The organism is Clostridium sp. KLE 1755 (assembly GCF_000466465.2).
Lineage (GTDB): Bacteria > Bacillota > Clostridia > Lachnospirales > Lachnospiraceae > Eisenbergiella > Eisenbergiella porci.
In genome coordinates this window covers 107,426-126,712 of the sequence record NZ_KE992671.1, presented here as the reverse complement: position 1 = coordinate 126,712, position 19,287 = coordinate 107,426, and the positions used below count along the sequence as shown (strand labels likewise).

18 protein-coding genes, 2 tRNA genes and 1 riboswitch are annotated in these 19,287 nt (G+C 49.7%); of the genes, 11 read left to right on the top strand and 9 right to left on the bottom strand.

The genetic code is table 11. The features are described 5' to 3' along the window. Window positions 1-30: 30 nt before the first annotated feature. Window positions 31-1,023, bottom strand: a complete 993-nt coding sequence (locus HMPREF1548_RS06190) for a hypothetical protein (RefSeq protein WP_021635010.1) — start codon at window positions 1,021-1,023, stop codon at window positions 31-33. A 286-nt stretch (window positions 1,024-1,309) separates the two neighbouring features. Here HMPREF1548_RS06190 and HMPREF1548_RS06185 point away from each other — a divergent pair, with 286 nt between their 5' ends. Continuing rightward, complete coding sequence (locus HMPREF1548_RS06185) at window positions 1,310-2,770, top strand: radical SAM/SPASM domain-containing protein (protein WP_081745579.1); 1,461 nt, start codon at window positions 1,310-1,312, stop codon at window positions 2,768-2,770. A gap of 6 nt (window positions 2,771-2,776) precedes the next feature. Continuing rightward, complete coding sequence (locus HMPREF1548_RS06180; RefSeq protein WP_021635008.1) at window positions 2,777-3,817, top strand: lysylphosphatidylglycerol synthase transmembrane domain-containing protein; 1,041 nt, start codon at window positions 2,777-2,779, stop codon at window positions 3,815-3,817. A gap of 18 nt (window positions 3,818-3,835) precedes the next feature. Here HMPREF1548_RS06180 and HMPREF1548_RS06175 read toward each other — a convergent pair whose 3' ends face one another. Together HMPREF1548_RS06175 and typA are read right to left on the bottom strand one after the other, a co-directional pair. Continuing rightward, on the bottom strand, window positions 3,836-4,408 hold the full coding sequence (locus HMPREF1548_RS06175; RefSeq protein ID WP_021635007.1) for a TetR/AcrR family transcriptional regulator C-terminal domain-containing protein: 573 nt from the start codon (window positions 4,406-4,408) through the stop codon (window positions 3,836-3,838). Between the two features lie 372 nt (window positions 4,409-4,780). Continuing rightward, window positions 4,781-6,616: a translational GTPase TypA gene (gene typA / locus HMPREF1548_RS06170; RefSeq protein ID WP_021635005.1), complete on the bottom strand. Its 1,836-nt coding sequence runs from the start codon at window positions 6,614-6,616 to the stop codon at window positions 4,781-4,783. Between the two features lie 414 nt (window positions 6,617-7,030). Between typA and HMPREF1548_RS06165 the strand changes: the two genes are divergently transcribed. The 5 genes from HMPREF1548_RS06165 to HMPREF1548_RS06145 all read left to right on the top strand — a co-directional run bounded on the left by HMPREF1548_RS06165 (window position 7,031) and on the right by HMPREF1548_RS06145 (window position 12,795). Beyond that, entirely contained in the window at window positions 7,031-7,660 is a 630-nt protein-coding gene (locus HMPREF1548_RS06165; RefSeq protein WP_021635004.1) for a single-stranded DNA-binding protein, read from the top strand. Between the two features lie 187 nt (window positions 7,661-7,847). Further along, window positions 7,848-8,333 carry a cob(I)yrinic acid a,c-diamide adenosyltransferase gene (locus HMPREF1548_RS06160; protein WP_021635002.1) on the top strand — a complete coding sequence of 162 codons (486 nt, stop codon included), beginning with the start codon at window positions 7,848-7,850 and terminating at the stop codon, window positions 8,331-8,333. 239 nt (window positions 8,334-8,572) lie between these two features. Beyond that, window positions 8,573-8,747: riboswitch (Lysine riboswitch) on the top strand. Between the two features lie 212 nt (window positions 8,748-8,959). Then, a complete protein-coding gene (gene dapA / locus HMPREF1548_RS06155; protein ID WP_025491653.1) occupies window positions 8,960-9,847 on the top strand; it encodes a 4-hydroxy-tetrahydrodipicolinate synthase in 888 nt (295 codons plus the stop codon). Window positions 9,848-9,899: 52 nt separating this feature from the next. After that, on the top strand, window positions 9,900-10,685 hold the full coding sequence (gene dapB / locus HMPREF1548_RS06150) for a 4-hydroxy-tetrahydrodipicolinate reductase (RefSeq protein ID WP_021634999.1): 786 nt from the start codon (window positions 9,900-9,902) through the stop codon (window positions 10,683-10,685). A 148-nt stretch (window positions 10,686-10,833) separates the two neighbouring features. Beyond that, window positions 10,834-12,795 (top strand): fructose-bisphosphatase class III, encoded by a 1,962-nt coding sequence (locus HMPREF1548_RS06145; protein WP_021634998.1) that lies wholly within the window; start codon window positions 10,834-10,836, stop codon window positions 12,793-12,795. A gap of 136 nt (window positions 12,796-12,931) precedes the next feature. On the opposite strand, the gene HMPREF1548_RS06140 is transcribed toward HMPREF1548_RS06145, so the two are convergent. Further along, on the bottom strand, window positions 12,932-13,420 hold the full coding sequence (locus tag HMPREF1548_RS06140; protein ID WP_021634997.1) for a hypothetical protein: 489 nt from the start codon (window positions 13,418-13,420) through the stop codon (window positions 12,932-12,934). Window positions 13,421-13,764: 344 nt separating this feature from the next. Between HMPREF1548_RS06140 and hisA the strand changes: the two genes are divergently transcribed. Then, complete coding sequence (gene hisA / locus HMPREF1548_RS06135) at window positions 13,765-14,547, top strand: phosphoribosylformimino-5-aminoimidazole carboxamide ribotide isomerase (RefSeq protein ID WP_021634995.1); 783 nt, start codon at window positions 13,765-13,767, stop codon at window positions 14,545-14,547. Window positions 14,548-14,834: 287 nt separating this feature from the next. On the opposite strand, the gene HMPREF1548_RS06130 is transcribed toward hisA, so the two are convergent. Both HMPREF1548_RS06130 and HMPREF1548_RS06125 read right to left on the bottom strand, forming a co-directional pair. Beyond that, entirely contained in the window at window positions 14,835-15,035 is a 201-nt protein-coding gene (locus HMPREF1548_RS06130; protein ID WP_025491654.1) for a cold-shock protein, read from the bottom strand. A gap of 143 nt (window positions 15,036-15,178) precedes the next feature. After that, window positions 15,179-15,472, bottom strand: coding sequence for a YerC/YecD family TrpR-related protein (locus HMPREF1548_RS06125; RefSeq protein ID WP_021634992.1), 294 nt, complete (start codon window positions 15,470-15,472; stop codon window positions 15,179-15,181). Window positions 15,473-15,739: 267 nt separating this feature from the next. Between HMPREF1548_RS06125 and HMPREF1548_RS06120 the strand changes: the two genes are divergently transcribed. The 3 genes from HMPREF1548_RS06120 (at window position 15,740) to HMPREF1548_RS06110 (ending at window position 16,645) form a co-directional block, all read left to right on the top strand. Further along, on the top strand, window positions 15,740-16,411 hold the full coding sequence (locus HMPREF1548_RS06120; protein ID WP_021634990.1) for a DUF1836 domain-containing protein: 672 nt from the start codon (window positions 15,740-15,742) through the stop codon (window positions 16,409-16,411). A gap of 67 nt (window positions 16,412-16,478) precedes the next feature. Then, window positions 16,479-16,551 (top strand) — tRNA-Val (locus tag HMPREF1548_RS06115). Between the two features lie 21 nt (window positions 16,552-16,572). Beyond that, window positions 16,573-16,645: transfer RNA gene (locus tag HMPREF1548_RS06110), tRNA-Ala, on the top strand. 63 nt (window positions 16,646-16,708) lie between these two features. Here HMPREF1548_RS06110 and HMPREF1548_RS06105 read toward each other — a convergent pair. The 3 genes from HMPREF1548_RS06105 to HMPREF1548_RS06095 are packed head-to-tail and all read right to left on the bottom strand — an operon-like array spanning window position 16,709 to window position 19,285. Next, a complete protein-coding gene (locus HMPREF1548_RS06105; protein WP_025491655.1) occupies window positions 16,709-17,488 on the bottom strand; it encodes an ABC transporter permease in 780 nt (259 codons plus the stop codon). A gap of 1 nt (window position 17,489) precedes the next feature. Continuing rightward, window positions 17,490-18,287, bottom strand: a complete 798-nt coding sequence (locus HMPREF1548_RS06100; RefSeq protein ID WP_021634988.1) for an ABC transporter permease — start codon at window positions 18,285-18,287, stop codon at window positions 17,490-17,492. Next, complete coding sequence (locus tag HMPREF1548_RS06095; RefSeq protein ID WP_049942500.1) at window positions 18,284-19,285, bottom strand: ABC transporter ATP-binding protein; 1,002 nt, start codon at window positions 19,283-19,285, stop codon at window positions 18,284-18,286. The genes HMPREF1548_RS06100 and HMPREF1548_RS06095 overlap by 4 nt, the downstream gene beginning before the upstream one ends. Between the last annotated feature and the right edge of the window lie 2 nt (window positions 19,286-19,287).

The window sequence follows — 19,287 nt, the reverse complement described above, 5'->3', positions numbered from 1 at the left end:
CCCTGGGGCGGGGCTGTTTTCAGCCGCTGTTCAGGCATATTCTCCGCAGATGGGCTGTCCGGAGATTTTCCTGAGAAGGCCTGCAAGCGTCATATCCGGATCCAGTGCGGAAAGAAAACTTCCGTCCGGCAGGGAAACCTTTCCGTTTGCCTCCACCTCAAGCAAGCAGGTCCGGCCGGAGATGATCTGATCCACCCGTATGAAATCCGAGTGCAGCTCCACGGGAAAAACAGGGAATTCGGGATGATAGCGTATGTCGTAAACCGCATCCGCCACCCGTCTGCGATCCTCCGGCATGCAATCGTCTCTGGCGATAAATAGGAGAAGCGGCGAATCACAGTCCTTCACCTGCCGGGTAATTTCCTCCGGATCGCTGCTGTAATAATAGTAATGGTTGGCTACGATACAGCCGCGCTGCTTTAACAGGCGGATATTTTCACGGTAACAGGAGGCGATTTCCGCGGAAACCAGCAGATTGCGGCATCCTGAAAGCAAATCTGCATCCCCGTCCTCCAGTTCCCTGTCGGGCAGAAACAGCAGGAAGGCGCTGTTGTCAAAGCTATGGAACAGTTCCGTCAGTTCCGTCCAGTCTTCCGGCATTTCCTCCAGATAAATAAAATAGGTATAGATGCCGATAGAACGCCCCTCCTCTATCAGTCCCCCGATCTGTTTCAGACCGAGTGGGCCGTCCGGGAGATAATGCATGAAAACCGTCCATGGAACGTCATAGCCGTGCTCCTTTTCATAGGAACGGATCAGGCTGGCGCCGTAGGTCCAGCTGGTATAACCGATATTTACCCCAAATTTTTTTAAAGTTTCATGGTTGGTCTCCCGGGTGAGACGGGAGAGGATGGTATAGTAGGGGCTGTTGTCATCCTGAAGCAGGGTCTGGGACAGGTCAAAAAAATTCTTCTGGAACCGTCCTCTGGAGAACTGCCTTCCCAGATCGGCAAGCTTGCGTACGCTGCGCTTGGGATCCTCCTGCATTTCCCGGATTCCCCGGTCTACGGCAGCCTCTATCATAAATCGCGTAATTTTTTCCGGTTTCAGTGGTATCACTTCCTAATCGTTTTTTCGGCAGAATAGCTTCTCCCGACTAATTGTATCATACTTGTACGTCTTTGTCATGAAAAGGGACGTTTTTGGCAGGTTGTCCAAAAATTGGACAATTTTTTTATTTGTCCCAAATAAGGACACAGGGAATTAAGTGTCCAATGACAGGCAAAAGACCTGCGGATAAAATAAAATTAATTAGTCGGCAGCCTGCGAAAGATACGTTGGACTAAGCCGCAGAATGGAGGATTTTATTATGGAATTAGCACATGCAGCAGAACGGAAGGCATTCAGTATCGCCATTGACGGCGCTTTAAAACATGTTAAAAAGGACAGGGAAAAGAGCTTTTTACAGCTGATTGATTTGGCCGAGAATTTCATGGGCGGAGATAAATTCGAAAAAGAGGACTATGACAGGGCGCGGGAGCTGGTCAGGGATCCGGAAGGAAAGTGGATGCAGTATGCGGACCGCATCCTGAACGAGATTGATCCCCATGTTGTTAAAATGACGGCATTGAACCTTGGCTTTGAAGCCTTTTTCTATGGAACCAAGAGAATTAACCAGATGAGAAAAATACATAACTGCAACATCCCCTGGCTGCTTCTTGTGGATCCCACCAGCGCCTGTAACCTGCATTGCACCGGCTGCTGGGCGGCGGAATACGGGAACAGGCTGAATTTAAGCTATGATGAGCTGGACAGCATCATTACCCAGGGCAAGGAGCTGGGCGTCTATCTGTATATGTACACCGGCGGCGAGCCTTTGGTGCGCAAGGATGATATCATAAAACTGTGCGAGAAGCATAATGACTGTGAATTTCATGCATTTACCAACGGTACGCTGGTGGATGACGCCTTCTGCGAGGAGATGAGGAGAGTGGGGAATCTGTCCCTTTCCATCAGCCTGGAGGGCTTTGAAAACGCCAACGACGGCAGAAGAGGGGACGGCTGCTTTGACAGGGTTATGGAAGCCATGGACCGTCTGAAAGCGCACGGCCTGATTTTCGGCACCTCCATCTGCTATACCAGAAATAATGTGGAGGCGGTGACAAGCGACGAATTCCTGGATATGATTATTGAAAAGGGCTGCCGTTATGCCTGGTATTTCCATTATATGCCCGTCGGCAACGATGCGGCGCCGGAGCTGATGCCTACGATGGAACAGCGTACTTATATGTTCCACAGGGTTCGTGAGATCCGTGCCATGGAGGGTGGAAAGCAGCTGTTTGCCTTTGACTTCCAGAATGACGGGCAGTTTGTGGGCGGCTGTATTGCCGGCGGCAGGAATTACTGCCATATCAATCCCAACGGCGATGTGGAGCCTTGCGTTTTCATCCATTATTCAGGCGCGAATATCAGGGAGGTATCCCTGCTGGATGCCTTAAAGCAGCCGTTGTTTATGGCTTACAGAGAGGGACAGCCCTTTAACGATAACCTGCTTCGTCCCTGCCCGATGCTGGAAAATCCGGAAAAGCTACAGGAAATGATAGCAAGGACCGGCGCGAAATCCACAGATTTGCAATGCCCGGAAAGCGCTGCCCATCTGTGCGGAAAATGCGAGGCCTATGCAAAGGAATGGCAGCCGGTGGCGGAGGAGCTTTGGTCAGCGGAAATGGAAAAGAAGCAGGAAAAAGAAGAGAAAAAGGCGGAAAGAAAAGCGGAAAAGCAACGGACGGAGAGCGCCCATACAGGGATGCACCATCAGGCGAAAGGATGACAGGCTTTGGAAACCCTGAAAAAATACTGGAAATGGCTGCTTGTGCTGACACTCGTCATACTGGTTTGTCTGGCGAACAGGCAGTCACTGCCTGAAATACTGCGGGAGGTAGGAAAAACGCCGCCGATGGTTATCGGCGCGGCATGCCTGCTTTCCGCAGGCTATTTTCTGGCGGAGGGCGCGGTTATCCATTATATGACAAAACGGTACCGGCCGGAATTTACCTGCAGGGAAGGGATTTCCTGCGCCCTTTACTGCGCTTTTTACCGGGTGGCCACATTGGGGAGCGGTTCCGGCGTGGCGGAAATCTACTATCTGAATACCAGAGGAATTGAAGCGGGCACAGCCACCGGGATGAGCCTTGTGCAGTATATTCTGCACAAGGTCGCAGTGGCGCTCTATGGAATCACCGGCTTTATTATCCTATGCATCCAGGGGGACGCCGTGGTACGAAGCTACCGGCTGCAGATGGTTCTGGGATGCATCCTGACGGCCCTGATAACCGCGGTTCTCATTACGGCGGTCGCAGGAAAGAAAATCACCGCCCGTATTTTCCGGTTGCTGGATAAAAAACTGAAGCCGGGAAGCAAAGCGGAGCAGAAGGCGCATACCTTTCGAAAGCAGGCGGAGCTTTGCCAGCAGGAGGGAGGCGTTTTGCTGCATGATAAAAAAGCTCTTTTAATTATCTGCCTGCTGGATGCGGTGAAGCTCAGCTGCTGGTATATGGTTCCCTGGCTCCTGTTTGCCGGGACAACCTCCTTAAGCCTTCCGGATACCATGCTGCTTACCGCCCTGATACAGACGCTGGCGGCTGTGATACCGTGCCCTTCCGGAATCGGCGCTGTAGAGTATGTGTTTTCTCTGTTTTTTGGCACCTATGTAAGCGGCGTGAGCGCGGTTTCCGCCTCTCTTGTGTACCGCTTCGCCACCTTCCTGTTTCCCTGCATCCCCGGCGCCGCGCTGGCATGGCGGCATTACCGGTGGAATAAAAAAAGAAGGATGGACCGCATCCGTAATAACAATGAAAGGGCCGGCAGTCAGAAGTGACAGCCAGCCCTTTTATTGTTAATTTTCGGTATCTATGGCGGAGGCATCGTCCCCCAGCTCCTGAAAAACTTCCCGGGCGAAGATGAGCAGAATTTTTTTCAGATGTCCAACAAATTCCTCAGCGGTGGTTTCATTTTCTACGGAAAGCCAGCGGACGAGGGCAGATACAAAACCGTCGCAGAGAAAATCAAGGAAGAACTTCTGATCCTCGCCGTTTACGATACTGTCTGAAAGAAACAGCGGAATCAGGGGCTTTATCACTTCAAAAAAATAATCCTGGAAGGAGTTCTGGCCCTTAATGGCAAAGGCGCAGCGGTAAAACTCCTTTTCACTGTAAAAATAGCGGCAGATATCCTCCAGCAGCAGCCAGCCGTTGTCATATTGCTCCAAATGGATGCTGGAAACAAATTCTGTATAAAAGATCCAGTTCACCAGATCGTATTTATCCTTAAAATGATAGTAAAAGCTTTTGCGGTTCATGCCGCAGCCTTCACATATGTCATTTACATTGATTTTGCTGAAGGGCTTCTGCGTCATCAGCAATTTCAGGGATGATGCAAGCGCATTTTTTGTGATATTGGAATCAGCCATTCTTCTCTCCTGACGCGGGACATTTTATTACCATAACTGTTCAGTACCCCTCACAGTTACTGCTAAAATCCATCCTAAATCGCCTTTGGCGATGGATTTTAGCACTCCTGAATCACTTTCTTACGGTCAGCACAGTAAATGCACTGACCTGCTGAACAGTTACACCGTACCTATTCATTATAAGCAAAATTTCTCCATGGGGCAAGCAAAGCCGGGAAATTTTGGGGGCCTTCGTGTTCCGTGCCGGCATTGTCCTGATGTGTGTGGATAAATTTAAAGTAATAGAAAACTGCCCGGCAGGTAGGGATATCTGCCGGGCAGTTGCGTTAAACTGGCTTCTTGGATATTTATGGGTGCTCAGGATTCTTACTGTTATGAATTCCTGTTCATGTTTGCTCTTTTTCTTTTGGTGGGGTCCAGGATTTTCTTGCGGATGCGCAGGTTCTTGGGGGTTACCTCAAGCAGCTCGTCCGTCTCGATGAAGTCCAGGGCCTGTTCCAGGCTGAGGATTTTGGGCGGGGTGAGGCGCAGCGCTTCGTCCGCGCTGGAGGAACGGGTGTTGGTGAGCTGTTTTTTCTTGCACACATTGACCTCGATGTCCTCGCCTCTGCCGTTCTGGCCGATGACCATGCCTGCGTATACCTTTTCGCCGGGTCCGATGAAAAGCGTTCCGCGTTCCTGGGCATTGAAAAGGCCATAGGTGATGGATTCGCCTGTTTCAAAGGCGATCAGGGAGCCCTGTTTTCTGTACTGGATTTCTCCCTTATAGGGGCCGTAGCCTGCGAAAGCGGTATTCATGATGCCGTTGCCCTTGGTATCCGTCATGAACTCACCGCGGTAGCCGATCAGCCCTCTGGAGGGGATGTTGAATTCCAGACGGGTATAGCCGCCGTTGGCCGCGCCCATGTTGATAAGCTCGCCCTTTCTCTGGCTCAGCTTTTCGATAACGCTTCCGGAGAAAGCTTCGGGAACGTCGATGTAAGCGATTTCCATAGGCTCCAGCTTCTTGCCGTGTTCGTCTGTCTTGTAGAGTACTTCCGCCTTGCTCACTGCAAATTCATAGCCTTCGCGGCGCATATTCTCGATCAGGACGGAAAGATGCAACTCGCCGCGGCCGGAAACCTTGAAGCTTTCCGTAGTGTCGGTTTCCTCCACATGCAGGGAAACGTCCGTGTTCAATTCGCGGAACAGCCTGTCCCTTATGTGGCGGCTGGTAACGAATTTCCCTTCCTGGCCGGCGAAGGGAGAGTCATTTACAATAAAATGCATGGCAATGGTAGGTTCGGAAATTTTCTGGAAAGGGATCGGCTGCGGGTTCTCGGGAGAGCACAGGGTATCCCCGATATGGATATCCGTGATACCGGAAATCGCCACAATGGATCCGATGGAAGCAGTTTTTACAGGGATCTTGCTCAGTCCGTCGAATTCATAGAGCTTGCTCACCTTCACACGCTTCTGCTTTTCAGGTTCGTGATGGTTGACAATAACCACCTCCTGGCCTTCGGAAATGGTGCCGTTGTCCACCTTGCCCACGCCGATGCGGCCCACATATTCGTTATAATCAATGGTGCTGATAAGCAGCTGCGTTCCTGCTTCGGGATCGCCCTCCGGCGCGGGAATATAATCCACAATGGTGTCAAACAGCGGCTTCATGTCTTTGTTTTTTACGGTCAGGTTCAGCGTGGCGCTTCCTGTCTTGGCGGAAGCGAATACAAAAGGACAGTCCAGCTGTTCGTCATTGGCATCCAGATCCATGAAAAGCTCAAGGACCTCATCTACAACAGCTATCGGCCTGGCTTCCGGACGGTCGATCTTATTTACGCATACAATAACAGGCAGCTGCAGCTCCAGCGCCTTGCGGAGAACGAACTTTGTCTGGGGCATCGGCCCCTCGAAGGCATCAACCACCAGGATAACACCGTTTACCATCTTCAGCACACGCTCCACCTCGCCGCCGAAATCGGCATGCCCGGGAGTATCTATGATATTAATCTTGGTTCCCTTATACATAACAGCGGTATTTTTGGAAAGAATCGTGATACCTCTTTCGCGCTCAATATCATTGGAATCCATGACCCTGTCGGCCACGTCCTGATTTTCCCTGAATACGCCGCTCTGCTTGAGCAGCTCGTCTACAAGTGTCGTTTTACCATGATCAACGTGGGCGATGATCGCAACATTCCTCACGTCTTCTCTTTTCTGATTCATACAAAATTCCTTCCTTGGACATAACATGATTACAGTTCATTATCTGCATAAAAGGCAGTACGCATACCTGAATTTTTCCCCGGATTCTGACGCGTCGGCGTTATGGAAGCCGAAGAGCTGCGCCCAAAGACCGGCACAATGCCGTTCCGTCAGAATCCGGGGAAGAATTCCGACATGAGGAACTACCTTATTATTATGCAAAATGCTTCAAACTAAAATAGTATAGCACCGATAAAATCAACTTGCAACACCAAACCTGCAAAAACCCCCGATATCTGTCGATTTTACGGAAATCGGGGCGACCCATGGCGGTTCTAGGATGGGCTTTCGTGCCATAAAATAGTAATACATGACAGGAAAAAATTCTTACATGCGGTTCCGGTCAAACCGGGGCCCAAGAAGGGAGAACAAAAAATGACAGATAAGGTAATTGAAAACAACCAGGTAATCATTATGGGGAAAATCGTGAGCGACTTTGAATTCAGCCACGAGATTTTCGGAGAGGGCTTCTATATGGTGGACGTTGAGGTTGCAAGACTCAGCGATTCTTATGACATCATCCCCCTGATGGTTTCCGAAAGGCTTCTCGATGTGGAAGAGGATTATAAAGGGGCCTATGTGTGTGTGTCCGGGCAGTTCCGTTCCTATAACCGCCACGAAGAGAGAAAGAACCGACTGATTTTGTCCGTATTCGCAAGAGAGATTGAATTTGTGGAGGAACTGGAGGAAAGCTCCAAAACCAATCAGATTTATCTGGACGGCTATATCTGCAAGGAACCGGTTTACAGAAAGACTCCTCTGGGACGGGAAATTGCCGACGTGCTCCTGGCCGTAAACCGGCCGTACGGAAAATCCGATTATATCCCCTGTATCTGCTGGGGACGCAACGCCCGTTTCGCCGGCGGCTTCAACGTGGGAGAGCGCTGCGAAATCTGGGGCAGAATCCAGAGCCGTGAATATATGAAAAAAATCGGCGAGGACCAGCTGGAAAAAAGGATTGCCTATGAGGTGTCCGTCAGCAAGCTGGAGCTGGTTGAAGAATAATGGAAAATTATGAATAAACTGTACGGCTGCAATAAAAGTTGCATCGGCCTGATGCATATGGTATGATAAAAAATGGAAAAATGAGACAGTCCGCCGGGCAGGCCTGTTTGGCTGTCGCTGCCGGAGGGCGGGCGAACGGAAGAAGACGGCGGCTGCGGCCGCGTAAATACCGTAGAGGGGCGTACATATGGCAGAAGGAAAAGTATATATTTATGGGGGAACAGGACACGGCAAGTCGCCGGCAGCCATAGGCTGTGGGTTGATAGCGGCGGCCAAGGGCGCGCAGGTAGTGATTATCCAGTTCCTGAAGGGCAAGGGCCTGACGGAGAATGATTATCAGCGCAGGCTGGAGCCGGAGATCAAGCTGTTCCGTTTCGAAAAATCCGATGAAGATTTTGTAACTCTTCCCAAGGAAAAGCAGGAGGAAGAGGCCAGGAATATCAGAAACGGCCTGAATTATGCCAAAAAGGTGCTCAATACCGGAGAATGCGATATGCTGATCCTGGATGAGGTGCTGGGCCTGATTGATAATAAAATCATTACCGTGGAGGATTTGAAAAATGTCCTTGAATCCAGGGATGGTGAGACGGATATTATCATGACCGGGATTTCCCTGGATAAGGATGTATCCGCCCTGGCAGACTATGTTTCCGAGATACGCACAATCAAGTGACGGATCGGCAGCGGCTGTATGCCTCTGCGGAAGACCGCGTTGCAGGGATGCCTGCGTTATAACAAGGAAGCGGCGGCAGCGGGGCCGGATAAAAAAATCAAAGATTGGTTCCGCGGGGACTTTCCCTGCGGCGGCCGGAGAAGCGTGCGGGGCATGCTTCTCCGTTTTTTTTGGAGAAAGGAACACACATAATCATCACATCTGCGCGTTGACAGGAACCTGTGCGCGTGCTATGATTATTTCCAGATAGAGGTTGCGTGATTCAAGAGTAGCTTTTCCGATGTGACAGGCACAGTTGAGGAAGAGGGAAAGGGGAGAACGCCGAAAGAGAAAGGCTCCTGCGGCCGGAATCTTGGGCATAGGGTGAACAACCATATGACTGTCATCTATAACAGATGGGGCGCTATCATAAAAAGGAAATTTATCTCCGGCCGCCTCTGGATTTTTACATAAGCAGGATGGCCGGAGAATTTTTGTTGCTGCCGGCTGCACAAATCTGCAGCTGTGTGTCAGTTACCGTTTCTGCCGTATCCGGCAGCATTATATTCATGGTAACTTTCATCAGGCGGGCCGGAAGGCGCCGCCACATAAGAAACGCAGTACAGTGCGTAAACAAGGAGGAGCATATGGCAATTTTTACAGGAGCAGGCGTAGCGATTATCACCCCTTTTCATGAGGACGGAAGTGTCAATTACGAGAAGTTCGCTGAGCATATCGAGGCCCAGATTGCGGGCGGCACGGATGCCATCATTGTATGCGGGACTACAGGCGAGGCTTCCACGCTGACCCATGAGGAGCATCTGGAGGTAATCCGTTTCTGTGTGGAGCAGACGGCCGGAAGAATCCCGGTTATTGCAGGAACAGGATCCAACTGTACACAGACAGCGGTCTATCTTTCCCAGGAAGCGGAAAAAGCCGGAGTTGACGGTGTTCTGGTGGTAACTCCCTATTATAACAAGGCTACCCAGAAGGGGCTTTATGAGCATTTTAAAATCGTGGCGGAGGCCATCCATGTTCCCATGATTCTTTATAATATCCCGGGAAGAACCGGCGGCGTCAATATCCTTCCGGAAACGGTGGTAAGGCTGTGCAGGGAGGTTCCCAATATTGTCGGCGTAAAGGACGCAACCGGCAATATCAGCCAGGTGGCCCAGCTGATGAGCATGACGGGGGAGGATGTGGATCTTTACTCCGGCAATGACGATCAGGTAGTGCCGCTGCTTTCCCTTGGCGGAAAAGGCGTGATTTCCGTTCTTTCCAACGTGGCGCCCAGACAGACCCATGATATGTGCGCCAGATTTTTTGCAGGAGACGTGGCGGGCAGCCGGGAAATCCAGCTGAAGGCAATTCCGCTCTGCAAGGCATTATTCTGCGAGGTGAACCCGATCCCTGTTAAGAAGGCCATGAACCTGATGGGACTGGAGGCAGGTCCCTTAAGAAGGCCGCTGACGGAAATGGAAGAGGAAAATGCGGTGAAGCTGGAGAAGGCCATGAAGGATTTCGGCATCCTGTAATCCGTATTTCGTTTGGAAGAAAGGCGCGCGCCCCGGCGCGGATGGTAATGATATGGTAAAAATACTGATGCACGGCTGCAACGGCCACATGGGACAGGTGATTACCCGTCTGGTGGAAGCGGAAGCCGATATGGAAATAATAGCGGGAGTGGACGTATCCGACCACATTTCCAACGCTTATCCGGTTTATAAAAGCCTGGAGGATTACAGGCAGGCCTGCGGGCAGGACGGTTCCCTGCTGGCGGATGTGGCCATTGATTTTTCTTCGGCAGCCGCTGTGGATAAGCTGCTGGATTACTGTGAAGCACAGCTGATGCCCAGTGTGCTGTGCACTACGGGACTTTCCCCGGAGCAGCTGGAGCGGGTGAAGGCCCTTTCCCGTAAGACGGCGGTTTTGAAATCTGCCAATATGTCTCTGGGAATCAACCTGCTGCTGAAGCTTTTGAAGGAAGCGGCTGGCGTGCTGGCCCCGGCTGGCTTTGACATCGAAATTGTGGAAAAGCACCACAACCAGAAGGTGGATGCCCCCAGCGGCACCGCGCTGGCGCTGGCGGATTCCATCAATGAAGAATTTAATAATGAATACACCTATGTTTATGACAGAAGCACCAGAAGGCAGAAAAGAGACAAAAAAGAAATTGGACTTTCTGCGGTGCGCGGTGGTACAATAGTAGGAGATCATGACGTGATTTTCGCAGGGGAGGATGAGGTCATCACCTTTTCCCATACGGCATACTCCAAGAATGTATTTGCCAAGGGCGCCGTACAGGCGGCCAAATTCCTGAAGGGCAAGCCTGCGGGACTGTATGATATGAGTGATGTAATCGAAGGCGTGTAATGCGGACTTTGACTCCCGCGGCAGTCGCCAAATAGCCATGCAGGCATGGCTGCTTGGCTCGTTGCCCGCGGAAATAAAGGGAATCTGAGGATTCCCTTTTTTGTTAAGTCCAGAAGCGCCTGAGATCGGAAAGGGGTAAACAGCAAGTATGCAGGATTTGGAATTAACTTACCTGAAAAGTCTGTCCAAGCAGTTTCCCACCATTGCGGATGCTGCCACGGAAATAATTAACCTGCAGGCCATATTGAGCCTGCCGAAGGGAACGGAGCATTTTCTGACGGATATCCACGGGGAATATGAGCAGTTCAACCATGTGCTCAAGAACGGCTCCGGAAGCGTAAAGCGTAAAATCGACGAAGAATTCGGGAACACCTTAAGCAGCAGGGATAAGCGCAGCCTGGCGACACTGATTTATTATCCAAAGGAGAAGCTGGAGCTGATCATGCAGGAGGAGGACAGCCAGGAAAACCTGGAGGACTGGTTTAAAATCACCCTTCACAGGCTGGTGCAGATGACCAAGCGCGTAGCCTCCAAATATACCCGTTCCAAGGTTAGGAAAGCCCTTCCCAAGGATTTTTCCTATGTTATTGAGGAACTGATCACGGAAAAGGAAGAGGTGCAGGATAAGGAAGCGTATTATAACGAAATCATCCATACGATTATCCGCATCGGCAGGGCGCCGGAATTCATTATTGCCCTGTGTAATCTCGTACAGCGGCTTGTGATAGACCATCTGCATATTGTGGGGGATATTTTTGACAGGGGCAAGGGGCCTCACATTATTATGGATACCTTAAGCCAGTACCATTCGGTGGATATCCAGTGGGGTAACCATGACGTGGTATGGATGGGCGCGGCCAGCGGCCAGACCAGCTGCATCGCCAATATTATCCGGGTTTCCGCCCGGTATGGCAACCTGGATATCCTGGAGGAGGGCTATGGAATCAACCTGATCCCTCTTGCCACCTTTGCCATGAATACCTATGCGGACTCAGACTGCAGCGTTTTTTCCATCAAATACGGTGAAGATTACGACATGAAGGATATGGAGCTGGATATGAAGATGCACAAAGCCATTGCCATCATCCAGTTCAAGCTGGAGGGCCAGCTGATTCAGAAACGGCCGGAATTCGACATGGCCGACAGACTCCTTCTGGACAAAATAAATTATGAAAAAAATACGGTAACCATTAACGGTACGGAATATGCCATGAAGGACATGGATTTCCCCACCATTGACCCGGCCGACCCTTACCGGCTGACGGAGGAAGAAGAGCAGGTGGTGGAGAGGCTGCGCCATGCGTTTGTGCACTGCGAGAAGCTGCAGCGGCATGTACGTTTCCTTTTTTCCAAGGGAAGCCTGTACAAGGTATACAATTCCAACCTTCTTTACCACGGCTGCGTGCCCATGGATGAAGAGGGAAATTTCCTGAAGGTGAACGTCTACGGGAAGGAATACAGCGGAAAGGAGCTGTATGATATTCTGGATCACTATGCCAGAAAGGGCTATTACTCCCAGGATAAGGAGGAACGGGAAAAAGGGAAGGATATTATCTGGTATATCTGGACCGGCCCCAATTCCCCGGTCTTCGGAAAAGATAAAATGGCCACCTTCGAACGCTATTTCGTTGAGGATAAGAGCACCCATGTGGAGATAAAGAACAGCTATTACCGCCTGATGGACAACGAGGAGGTGCTTAACCGGATTCTGCGGGAATTCGGCCTGGACGAAAAATGCCACATCATCAACGGCCATGTCCCTGTAGAGCTGAAAAAGGGGGAAACGCCCATTAAATGCGGCGGAAAGCTTCTGATTATCGACGGCGGCTTTTCCAAGGCCTATCAGGGGAAAACAGGAATCGCAGGCTATACGCTGGTGGCAAATTCCCACGGCATGACGCTGGTGGCCCATGAACCTTTTGAATCGGCGGAGGCGGCCATTCGGAAGGAATCGGATATTTTTTCCGACTCCATTATTGTGGAAACGGCGCCCAGGCGGATCCGGGTTGCGGATACGGACATCGGCGCGGAGCTCAAGGAAAGCATCTGTTATCTGGAGGAGCTGCTTGCGGCCTACAGGGACGGTACGCTTATAGAAAAAGGCGTGTGATAAAAATAAAACTGTGCGGTATTTTCACAGTTACAGATATTTCATGTTACAGACGGCCTGATATGTACAGGGCAGGCGGGGCCTGCCCTGTTTGTGGTTAAAGGTTTGCGGTCAAAGACAGGAGGAAGCGGCAGGATTATTTATTGTTGGTAATATCCTTGACGCCGTTTGCCACTCCGTCAGCTGCATCCTTTACTGCATTTCCGGCATCATCGACAACATTGCCCACGGCATCGCCTGCGTCATCAATGGCATTTCCGGCGCCGTCAACGATATTGGAACCTTCGTTTGCAGTGCTGTTGCCGCCGGTGGTGCCGTTGTTGGTGCCGTTTATACCGGTAGTATCATTCAGGCCCGCGGTTTCGGTAGTGCCTTCCATGGTGCCTGTTTCATTCATACCTGTCGTATTTGTTTCATTTGCCGTTTCGTTGCCAGCAGTGCCGTTTCCAGCAGCGCCGTTTCCTGTGGTGTTGTTCATACCTGCTGTTTCTTCCGTAGCAGAAGCAGACTCTGTTGTATTTCCTGCCATGTCATCCGCGTTGTTTTTCTTACTGCCGCAGGCTGTAACACTGGCAAGCATCAGCAGAATCAGAGCTGCAGGTATTATTCTGTTCAGCTTTTTCATTTTGCTCACTCCTTTTTTCTTTGTGATTGGGTGTGTCTGTAAAACAGAAGCGCACTTTCGAACAAAATATCTGTCCGTTTTTTATTATGTTCGGAAAAATTCTTTTTATTCGGAAAAGGGAATTGTCAAATGGGATAAATTCGTGTAAAATATACCTAATTTTGTAAAAAAAAGTGTAACTGTTCAGTACCCCTCACAGTTACTGCTAAAATCCATCCTAAATCGCCTTTGGCGATGGATTTTAGCACTCCTGAATCATTTTCTTACGGTCAGCGAAGTAAATACGCTGACCTGCTGAACAGTTACAAAAAAGTTTACTAATTCAGAGGCAGGGAGATAAAAAAATGGAATTCAGACCATGTATAGATGTGCACAACGGAAAAGTGAAGCAGCTGGTTGGCGGGAGTGTGGCGGATATCAGTGACAGCGCGCAGGAAAATTTCGTGTCTGAGAAGGATGCGGCCTGGTATGCCAGGCTTTTTGAGGAAAAAAACCTGAAAAACGGGCATGTAATTCTTCTCAACAAGAAGGGAAGCCCCTATTATGAAAGCTCCAGGGAACAGGTCCTTTCAGCGCTCCGGGCATTCCCGGGAGGGCTGCAGGCCGGTGGCGGCATAACTGCGGAGAACGCCCATGAGTATCTGGACGCGGGCGCTTCCCATGTCATTGTCACTTCTTATGTATTCCGTGACGGGACGATTTCCTATGAGAATCTGAACCGCCTGCTGGAGAACGTGGGAAAGAAGAAACTGGTCCTGGATTTAAGCTGTCGGAAAAAGGACGGTTCCTATTATATCGTTACCGACCGGTGGCAGAAATATACGAAGGTGATCCTGAATGAGGATGTGCTTGACATGTTTGCCTCCTTCTGTGATGAATTCCTGATTCATGCGGTGGATGTGGAGGGCAAGGTATGCGGCATTGAAAAGGATCTGGTGGCGCTTCTGGGAAGATGGAACAGGATACCCATTACCTATGCCGGCGGAATCCGCTCCCTGGAGGATATCCGCAGCATTAAGGAGCTGGGCCGGAATAAGATACACATTACGGTGGGAAGCGCACTGAACCTTTACGGCGGCAGCCTGGATTTTGACAGGGTACAGGCATATGCGGAAGAGGAGCTGTGAGATACTCCGGCGGCTGTTAACTGTTTCTGGCACGTAAATGTGGCGGGCTGGCCGGAAGTGAAAAAATATGATGTTTCGTACAGAGATATAAAAGGAGCGTTCCGATTCGGCAGATGCCGGTTTCAGAACGCTCCTTTTTAAATTCAATGGTCGTTTCGGTACATGGGGAAGCGGAGCCATTGGTGGAATCCATTACAACTGTACAGCTTATTCTACAAATATATATTTGATCAAAAAAGGCACATTGTGATGGTTCGTGATAAGACAGGTCAACAGGATGCCTGATCTTATAATTTGGTTACGTTAACAGCCTGGGGTCCTTTTTCACCTTCGACAACATCGTATTCCACAGCTGCTCCCTCGTCCAGAGACTTAAAGCCGTCCATGTTCAGTCCGGAGTAGTGTACGAAAACATCATGTCCTGCTTCATCAGAGATGAAACCGTAACCCTTTTGGTTGTTAAACCACTTTACTGTACCTTTGTTCATTCTAGGATACCTCCGCAAAAAAATAAGAATTAGTATGTTGCCTTGCAACATAGTCAGAATATCACAAGAATATTCGAATGTAAAGTGCTTTTTTACGTTATACCACTTATTTTCTGAAAATATTTACCAGCAATTTTCCCGGCTTACGCTTCCTTATTCAGCCTTGAAAATACCAGTTCGTAGCCATCGTTTCCATAGTTCAGGGAACGGTTCACGCGGCTGATGGTGGCTGTGGATGCGCCGGTTTTCTCTGCGATATCCAGATAGGTTTTGTGATCACGCAGCATGGCGGCAACCTCAAAACGCTGGGAAAGGGAAAGGAGTTCATTTACGGTGCACAGATCTTCAAAAAAGCTGTAGCATTCCTCCTTATTCTCCAGTCTCAGAACAGCTTCGAACAGATGGTCCACTGCGTCTGTTTTTATTTTCTTGTTCATTTCTTTACCTCCGTACGATTCCTGTGTCTATCCAGGGAAGACAAAATATAGTTTACTTCTGTCCCTCATATACTGCGATTTTAACATACTAAAGTTTTAAAGTAAAGAAAAATGTCTGCGCCAGGAAGATTATGCTTGTCATGTAGTTTTCGATACTATATAATAAAGAACAGATATATATTATCATATATCCGGTTCCATATTTACAGTTTGGGAATTCCGGGCCGCGGTGTCCGTGCATGAAAGGGCGGAAGACAGGAGCAGAGAATGACGATTTCGACAGAAGATTTACTGAACAGCATTTTGAAAAGCCTTGACAGAATTGATTATGTAAAGCCGGAGGATATTCCCAATATTGATTTATATATGGATCAGGTAACCACGCTGATGGACAGCAAGCTGAAAAACAGCACCAGGAATCCGGACGGCGACAAGATCCTTACGAAGACGATGATCAATAACTATGCAAAGAACAATCTGCTTCCGCCCCCTGTGAAGAAGAAATATTCCAAGGAGCATGTTCTGATCCTGATTTTTATTTACTATTATAAAGGTGTGATGTCCATAAATGATATCCAGACCATTCTCCAGCCGATTACGGAACGGTATTTTAAGGGACAGTCCGATCTTACGCTGGAGGATATTTACAATGAGGTGTTCAGTCTGGAAAGGGAAGAGGTCGAGGTATTGAAGAAGGATCTGGTGGAGAAATTCACCAAAGCCGGCCAGACCTTCAAGGAGACGGAGGAAGAAGAGCGGAAGTTCCTGCAGCTGTTCTCTTTTGTCTGCATGCTCAGTTTTGATGTATATGTGAAAAAGCTGCTGATTGAAAAGCTTCTTGACGCATACAGCGCCGAACTGGCTCCTAAAGGGAAAAAAGGACAGCCTAAAAATGCCAGGGAAACTGCGGAAAATGGGCCTTCAGGTAATAATGCCTGAAAATTTACAGGATTTTTGTCAAACATTCTCTTGCCAATTTCGAAAAATGTGGTAAAATAATACCCATGGAGACATAGCTCAGCCGGGAGAGCGTTCGCCTCACACGCGAAAGGTCACGAGTTCGAGCCTCGTTGCCTCCATTTTTTTCGGAAAATTAATTTGGGCTCGTAGCTTAGCTGGGAAAGCGCTGCGTTCGCAACGCAGAGACCGAGGGTTCGAATCCCTTCGGGTCCACTCAAAAAGTTTAAATCCGAACTCTCTTACGGGGGTTCGGATTTTTTTATCGTTATACGGCGCTTACATACCCATGCTTTCATAGTGCAAAATCCCTCTGTAGAAAACAAATCTGGCGCCGAGAAGGCTGAAAAGACTTATCAGGACCAGTGCCGCGCACAGGGACAGCATATGCTGCCCGGTAAGGATCATTACCGGGACCATGCCGATAAAAGCGTAGGGCACAACAAAGAGCAGGATAAATTGCAGGATTTTGGGATAGATCATGATCGGATACCGGGCATAGGAGCCGATTTCGGTTATCATATAAGGAATGCTGGTCCTGCCGCCCGCATCGTACCAGAAGACCAGGCTGTTTGTAAGCAGGTAGCTGGACATACAGATTATGGTGCCGCAGAGGACAAAGAAAAGGCACATCAGCATGGACGCAGGACGGAAAATCCCCAGCCGGATCAGGCTGTAATTCAGGCTGATGAATCCGAACAGGACCACGCCGATCCCATGAAGCCCCATGCCGCCGCACAGCACCTGGTAAAAAGGCGAAACAGGGCGGGACAGGATGGTGTCGAAATTTCCGTTGAAAACCATGGAAGGCAACTGCCAGATCCCTTCAAACAGAACGCTGCACAGCCCTTCAGACAGGTAAAGAAAGGACATGATCAGATAGATCTCTTCCTGCTTCCAGCCGGCAATCGTTTTGATATTGCTGCAGATAATAAATGGAACCAGCATCCCGAAGAACCTTGTCACAACGCCGGAAAGCAGCATGAGCCAGAAGTTCAGCGGATATTCCATTTCTGTTTTTATGTACTGTTCCTTCATTTTCAAAAATATCTGTATCATTTCAGCCTCCTGCAATTATCAGGTTTTTGCGGATGTTTTTGTAGAACAATCCATGCAGCGCCAGAAAAATGCCGATCCAGAAGAATTGGACGGCGTATACCTGGAACAAGGGAACGTTCAGCTCCTGGCCCAGCAAGATGCTGATCGGGATCTGTATCATGTAGGGGAAGGGAGTCATATAGGCCATGCTTTTCAGCCAGCCCGGGAACATGACGATAGGGATCAGGGCGCCGGAAAAAAATTCAAATATGGCGTTGCGGGTCCAGCTGATGCCCAGATATCCTGTGGTATAAAAGCACAGCAGGCTGCACAGCTCGATGAGGAGGATGCGCAGCAGGAGGGCGCCCGCCATGCAGGGCAGGAATAAAACGATATTCTGCAAAGAGGGCACGAGCAGAAAACGGCCGAATAAAAGGAATCCCGCGGATGCTATGATCAGATTGAGCGCAAGCTGGGGCAGCAGGGTACCGGTCATTTCCGCAACGGACTGAGAGAGAAAGGAAACCGGACGGATGCATCTTTTCACAACGGTTCCATTTTTTATTTCCTTGGATAGCGCGTTCTCAGAGGACCAGCCCATGATATGGTTCAGGGTAAAGGCAATGAGCAGGTAGGAGTACATCTGGGCGGCGTCCATACCGCTGATGATGTGATCCGGCTGCTGCTGGTACAGGGCATGCCACAGAAGATACTGCCCTGCAAGCAGGACCATGGGAGACAGAAGATTAAGGAAGAAACTGGTCCGGTAGTACATCTGGCTCTGCAGGGACATTGCGGTCAGCTTCAGAAAGTTTCTCATAAGGCGGACGCCTCCTTTTCCCGGGAAAATATGTGGGAAACCACCGTATCGATATCCGGGGCCTGGATGGAAATATCTTCAATGTCAAAGGCCTGGGATACGGCATTCAGGACGGTTTCCGCCCCGTAGGCCTGCATGGGGTAATCGATGCGGGTGACGCGGCCTTCCCTGGAAATCCTGGCATCCGGAAGATATTTACGGATATCGGACTTCTGGACGCCGGTAACCCTGATGGAACGCTCATGGACATACTGCTGCTTCAAGGCATCCAGAGAACCGTTGTAAAAAAGCTTTCCGCCGGAAAGGACTATTGCGTCGTCACAGATTTCATCAATATCATCCAAATCGTGACTGGTGAGGAATATGCTGACGCCCTTTTCCTGATTCATCTGCCTCAGAAAACTGCGGATGGTATGCTTGATATTAATATCCAGGCCGATAGTCGGCTCGTCCAGGTATAAAAGCCTGGGAGAATGCAGGAAAGCCATGCCGATATCGGCCTTCATACGCTGGCCCAGGGAGAGCTTTCTTGCGGGAGAGGATAAAATCGGGGCAAGCTCCAGCAGCTGCACAATCATGTCATAGTTCTTCTTGTATTCTCCGGGATCCAGCCGGTACAGGGTTTTTACGGCCTGATAGCTTTCCTCGACGGGCAGGTCTGTCCAAAGATTGGATTTCTGGCCGAAGACAACGCCGATTTTCCGAAGATATTCCTTACCGCTTTCCCGGGGATGCCCGCCGTAAACTGTTACATCGCCGGCAGTGGGGGTGAGAATGCCGATCATGATTTTAATCAGGGTGGATTTTCCGGCGCCGTTTTCCCCGATGCAGGCCAGGGCCTGTCCCTCCTTCATTTGAAAGGAGATATCGTCCAGCGCTGTTTTTTCCGTCCATCTGGCATGTGCCAGGTTCCGGAAGGCGCCTTTAATTCCGGGCTCCTTTATATTCAGACGGTATATTTTTTTAACATGATTTACTTCCGCCATAATATCGGCCATGA

Excerpts from the sequence above, each read along its gene's own strand:
- HMPREF1548_RS06190 (WP_021635010.1), bottom strand. The coding sequence starts at position 1,023 with ATGATAGAGGCTGCCGTAGACCGGGGAATCCGGGAAATGCAGGAGGAT.
- HMPREF1548_RS06185 (WP_081745579.1), top strand. The coding sequence starts at position 1,310 with ATGGAATTAGCACATGCAGCAGAACGGAAGGCATTCAGTATCGCCATT.
- HMPREF1548_RS06175 (WP_021635007.1), bottom strand. The coding sequence starts at position 4,408 with ATGGCTGATTCCAATATCACAAAAAATGCGCTTGCATCATCCCTGAAA.
- typA (WP_021635005.1), bottom strand. The coding sequence starts at position 6,616 with ATGAATCAGAAAAGAGAAGACGTGAGGAATGTTGCGATCATCGCCCAC.
- HMPREF1548_RS06165 (WP_021635004.1), top strand. The coding sequence starts at position 7,031 with ATGACAGATAAGGTAATTGAAAACAACCAGGTAATCATTATGGGGAAA.
- HMPREF1548_RS06160 (WP_021635002.1), top strand. The coding sequence starts at position 7,848 with ATGGCAGAAGGAAAAGTATATATTTATGGGGGAACAGGACACGGCAAG.
- dapA (WP_025491653.1), top strand. The coding sequence starts at position 8,960 with ATGGCAATTTTTACAGGAGCAGGCGTAGCGATTATCACCCCTTTTCAT.
- dapB (WP_021634999.1), top strand. The coding sequence starts at position 9,900 with ATGGTAAAAATACTGATGCACGGCTGCAACGGCCACATGGGACAGGTG.
- HMPREF1548_RS06145 (WP_021634998.1), top strand. The coding sequence starts at position 10,834 with ATGCAGGATTTGGAATTAACTTACCTGAAAAGTCTGTCCAAGCAGTTT.
- HMPREF1548_RS06140 (WP_021634997.1), bottom strand. The coding sequence starts at position 13,420 with ATGAAAAAGCTGAACAGAATAATACCTGCAGCTCTGATTCTGCTGATG.
- hisA (WP_021634995.1), top strand. The coding sequence starts at position 13,765 with ATGGAATTCAGACCATGTATAGATGTGCACAACGGAAAAGTGAAGCAG.
- HMPREF1548_RS06130 (WP_025491654.1), bottom strand. The coding sequence starts at position 15,035 with ATGAACAAAGGTACAGTAAAGTGGTTTAACAACCAAAAGGGTTACGGT.
- HMPREF1548_RS06125 (WP_021634992.1), bottom strand. The coding sequence starts at position 15,472 with ATGAACAAGAAAATAAAAACAGACGCAGTGGACCATCTGTTCGAAGCT.
- HMPREF1548_RS06120 (WP_021634990.1), top strand. The coding sequence starts at position 15,740 with ATGACGATTTCGACAGAAGATTTACTGAACAGCATTTTGAAAAGCCTT.
- HMPREF1548_RS06105 (WP_025491655.1), bottom strand. The coding sequence starts at position 17,488 with ATGATACAGATATTTTTGAAAATGAAGGAACAGTACATAAAAACAGAA.
- HMPREF1548_RS06100 (WP_021634988.1), bottom strand. The coding sequence starts at position 18,287 with ATGAGAAACTTTCTGAAGCTGACCGCAATGTCCCTGCAGAGCCAGATG.
- HMPREF1548_RS06095 (WP_049942500.1), bottom strand. The coding sequence starts at position 19,285 with ATGGCCGATATTATGGCGGAAGTAAATCATGTTAAAAAAATATACCGT.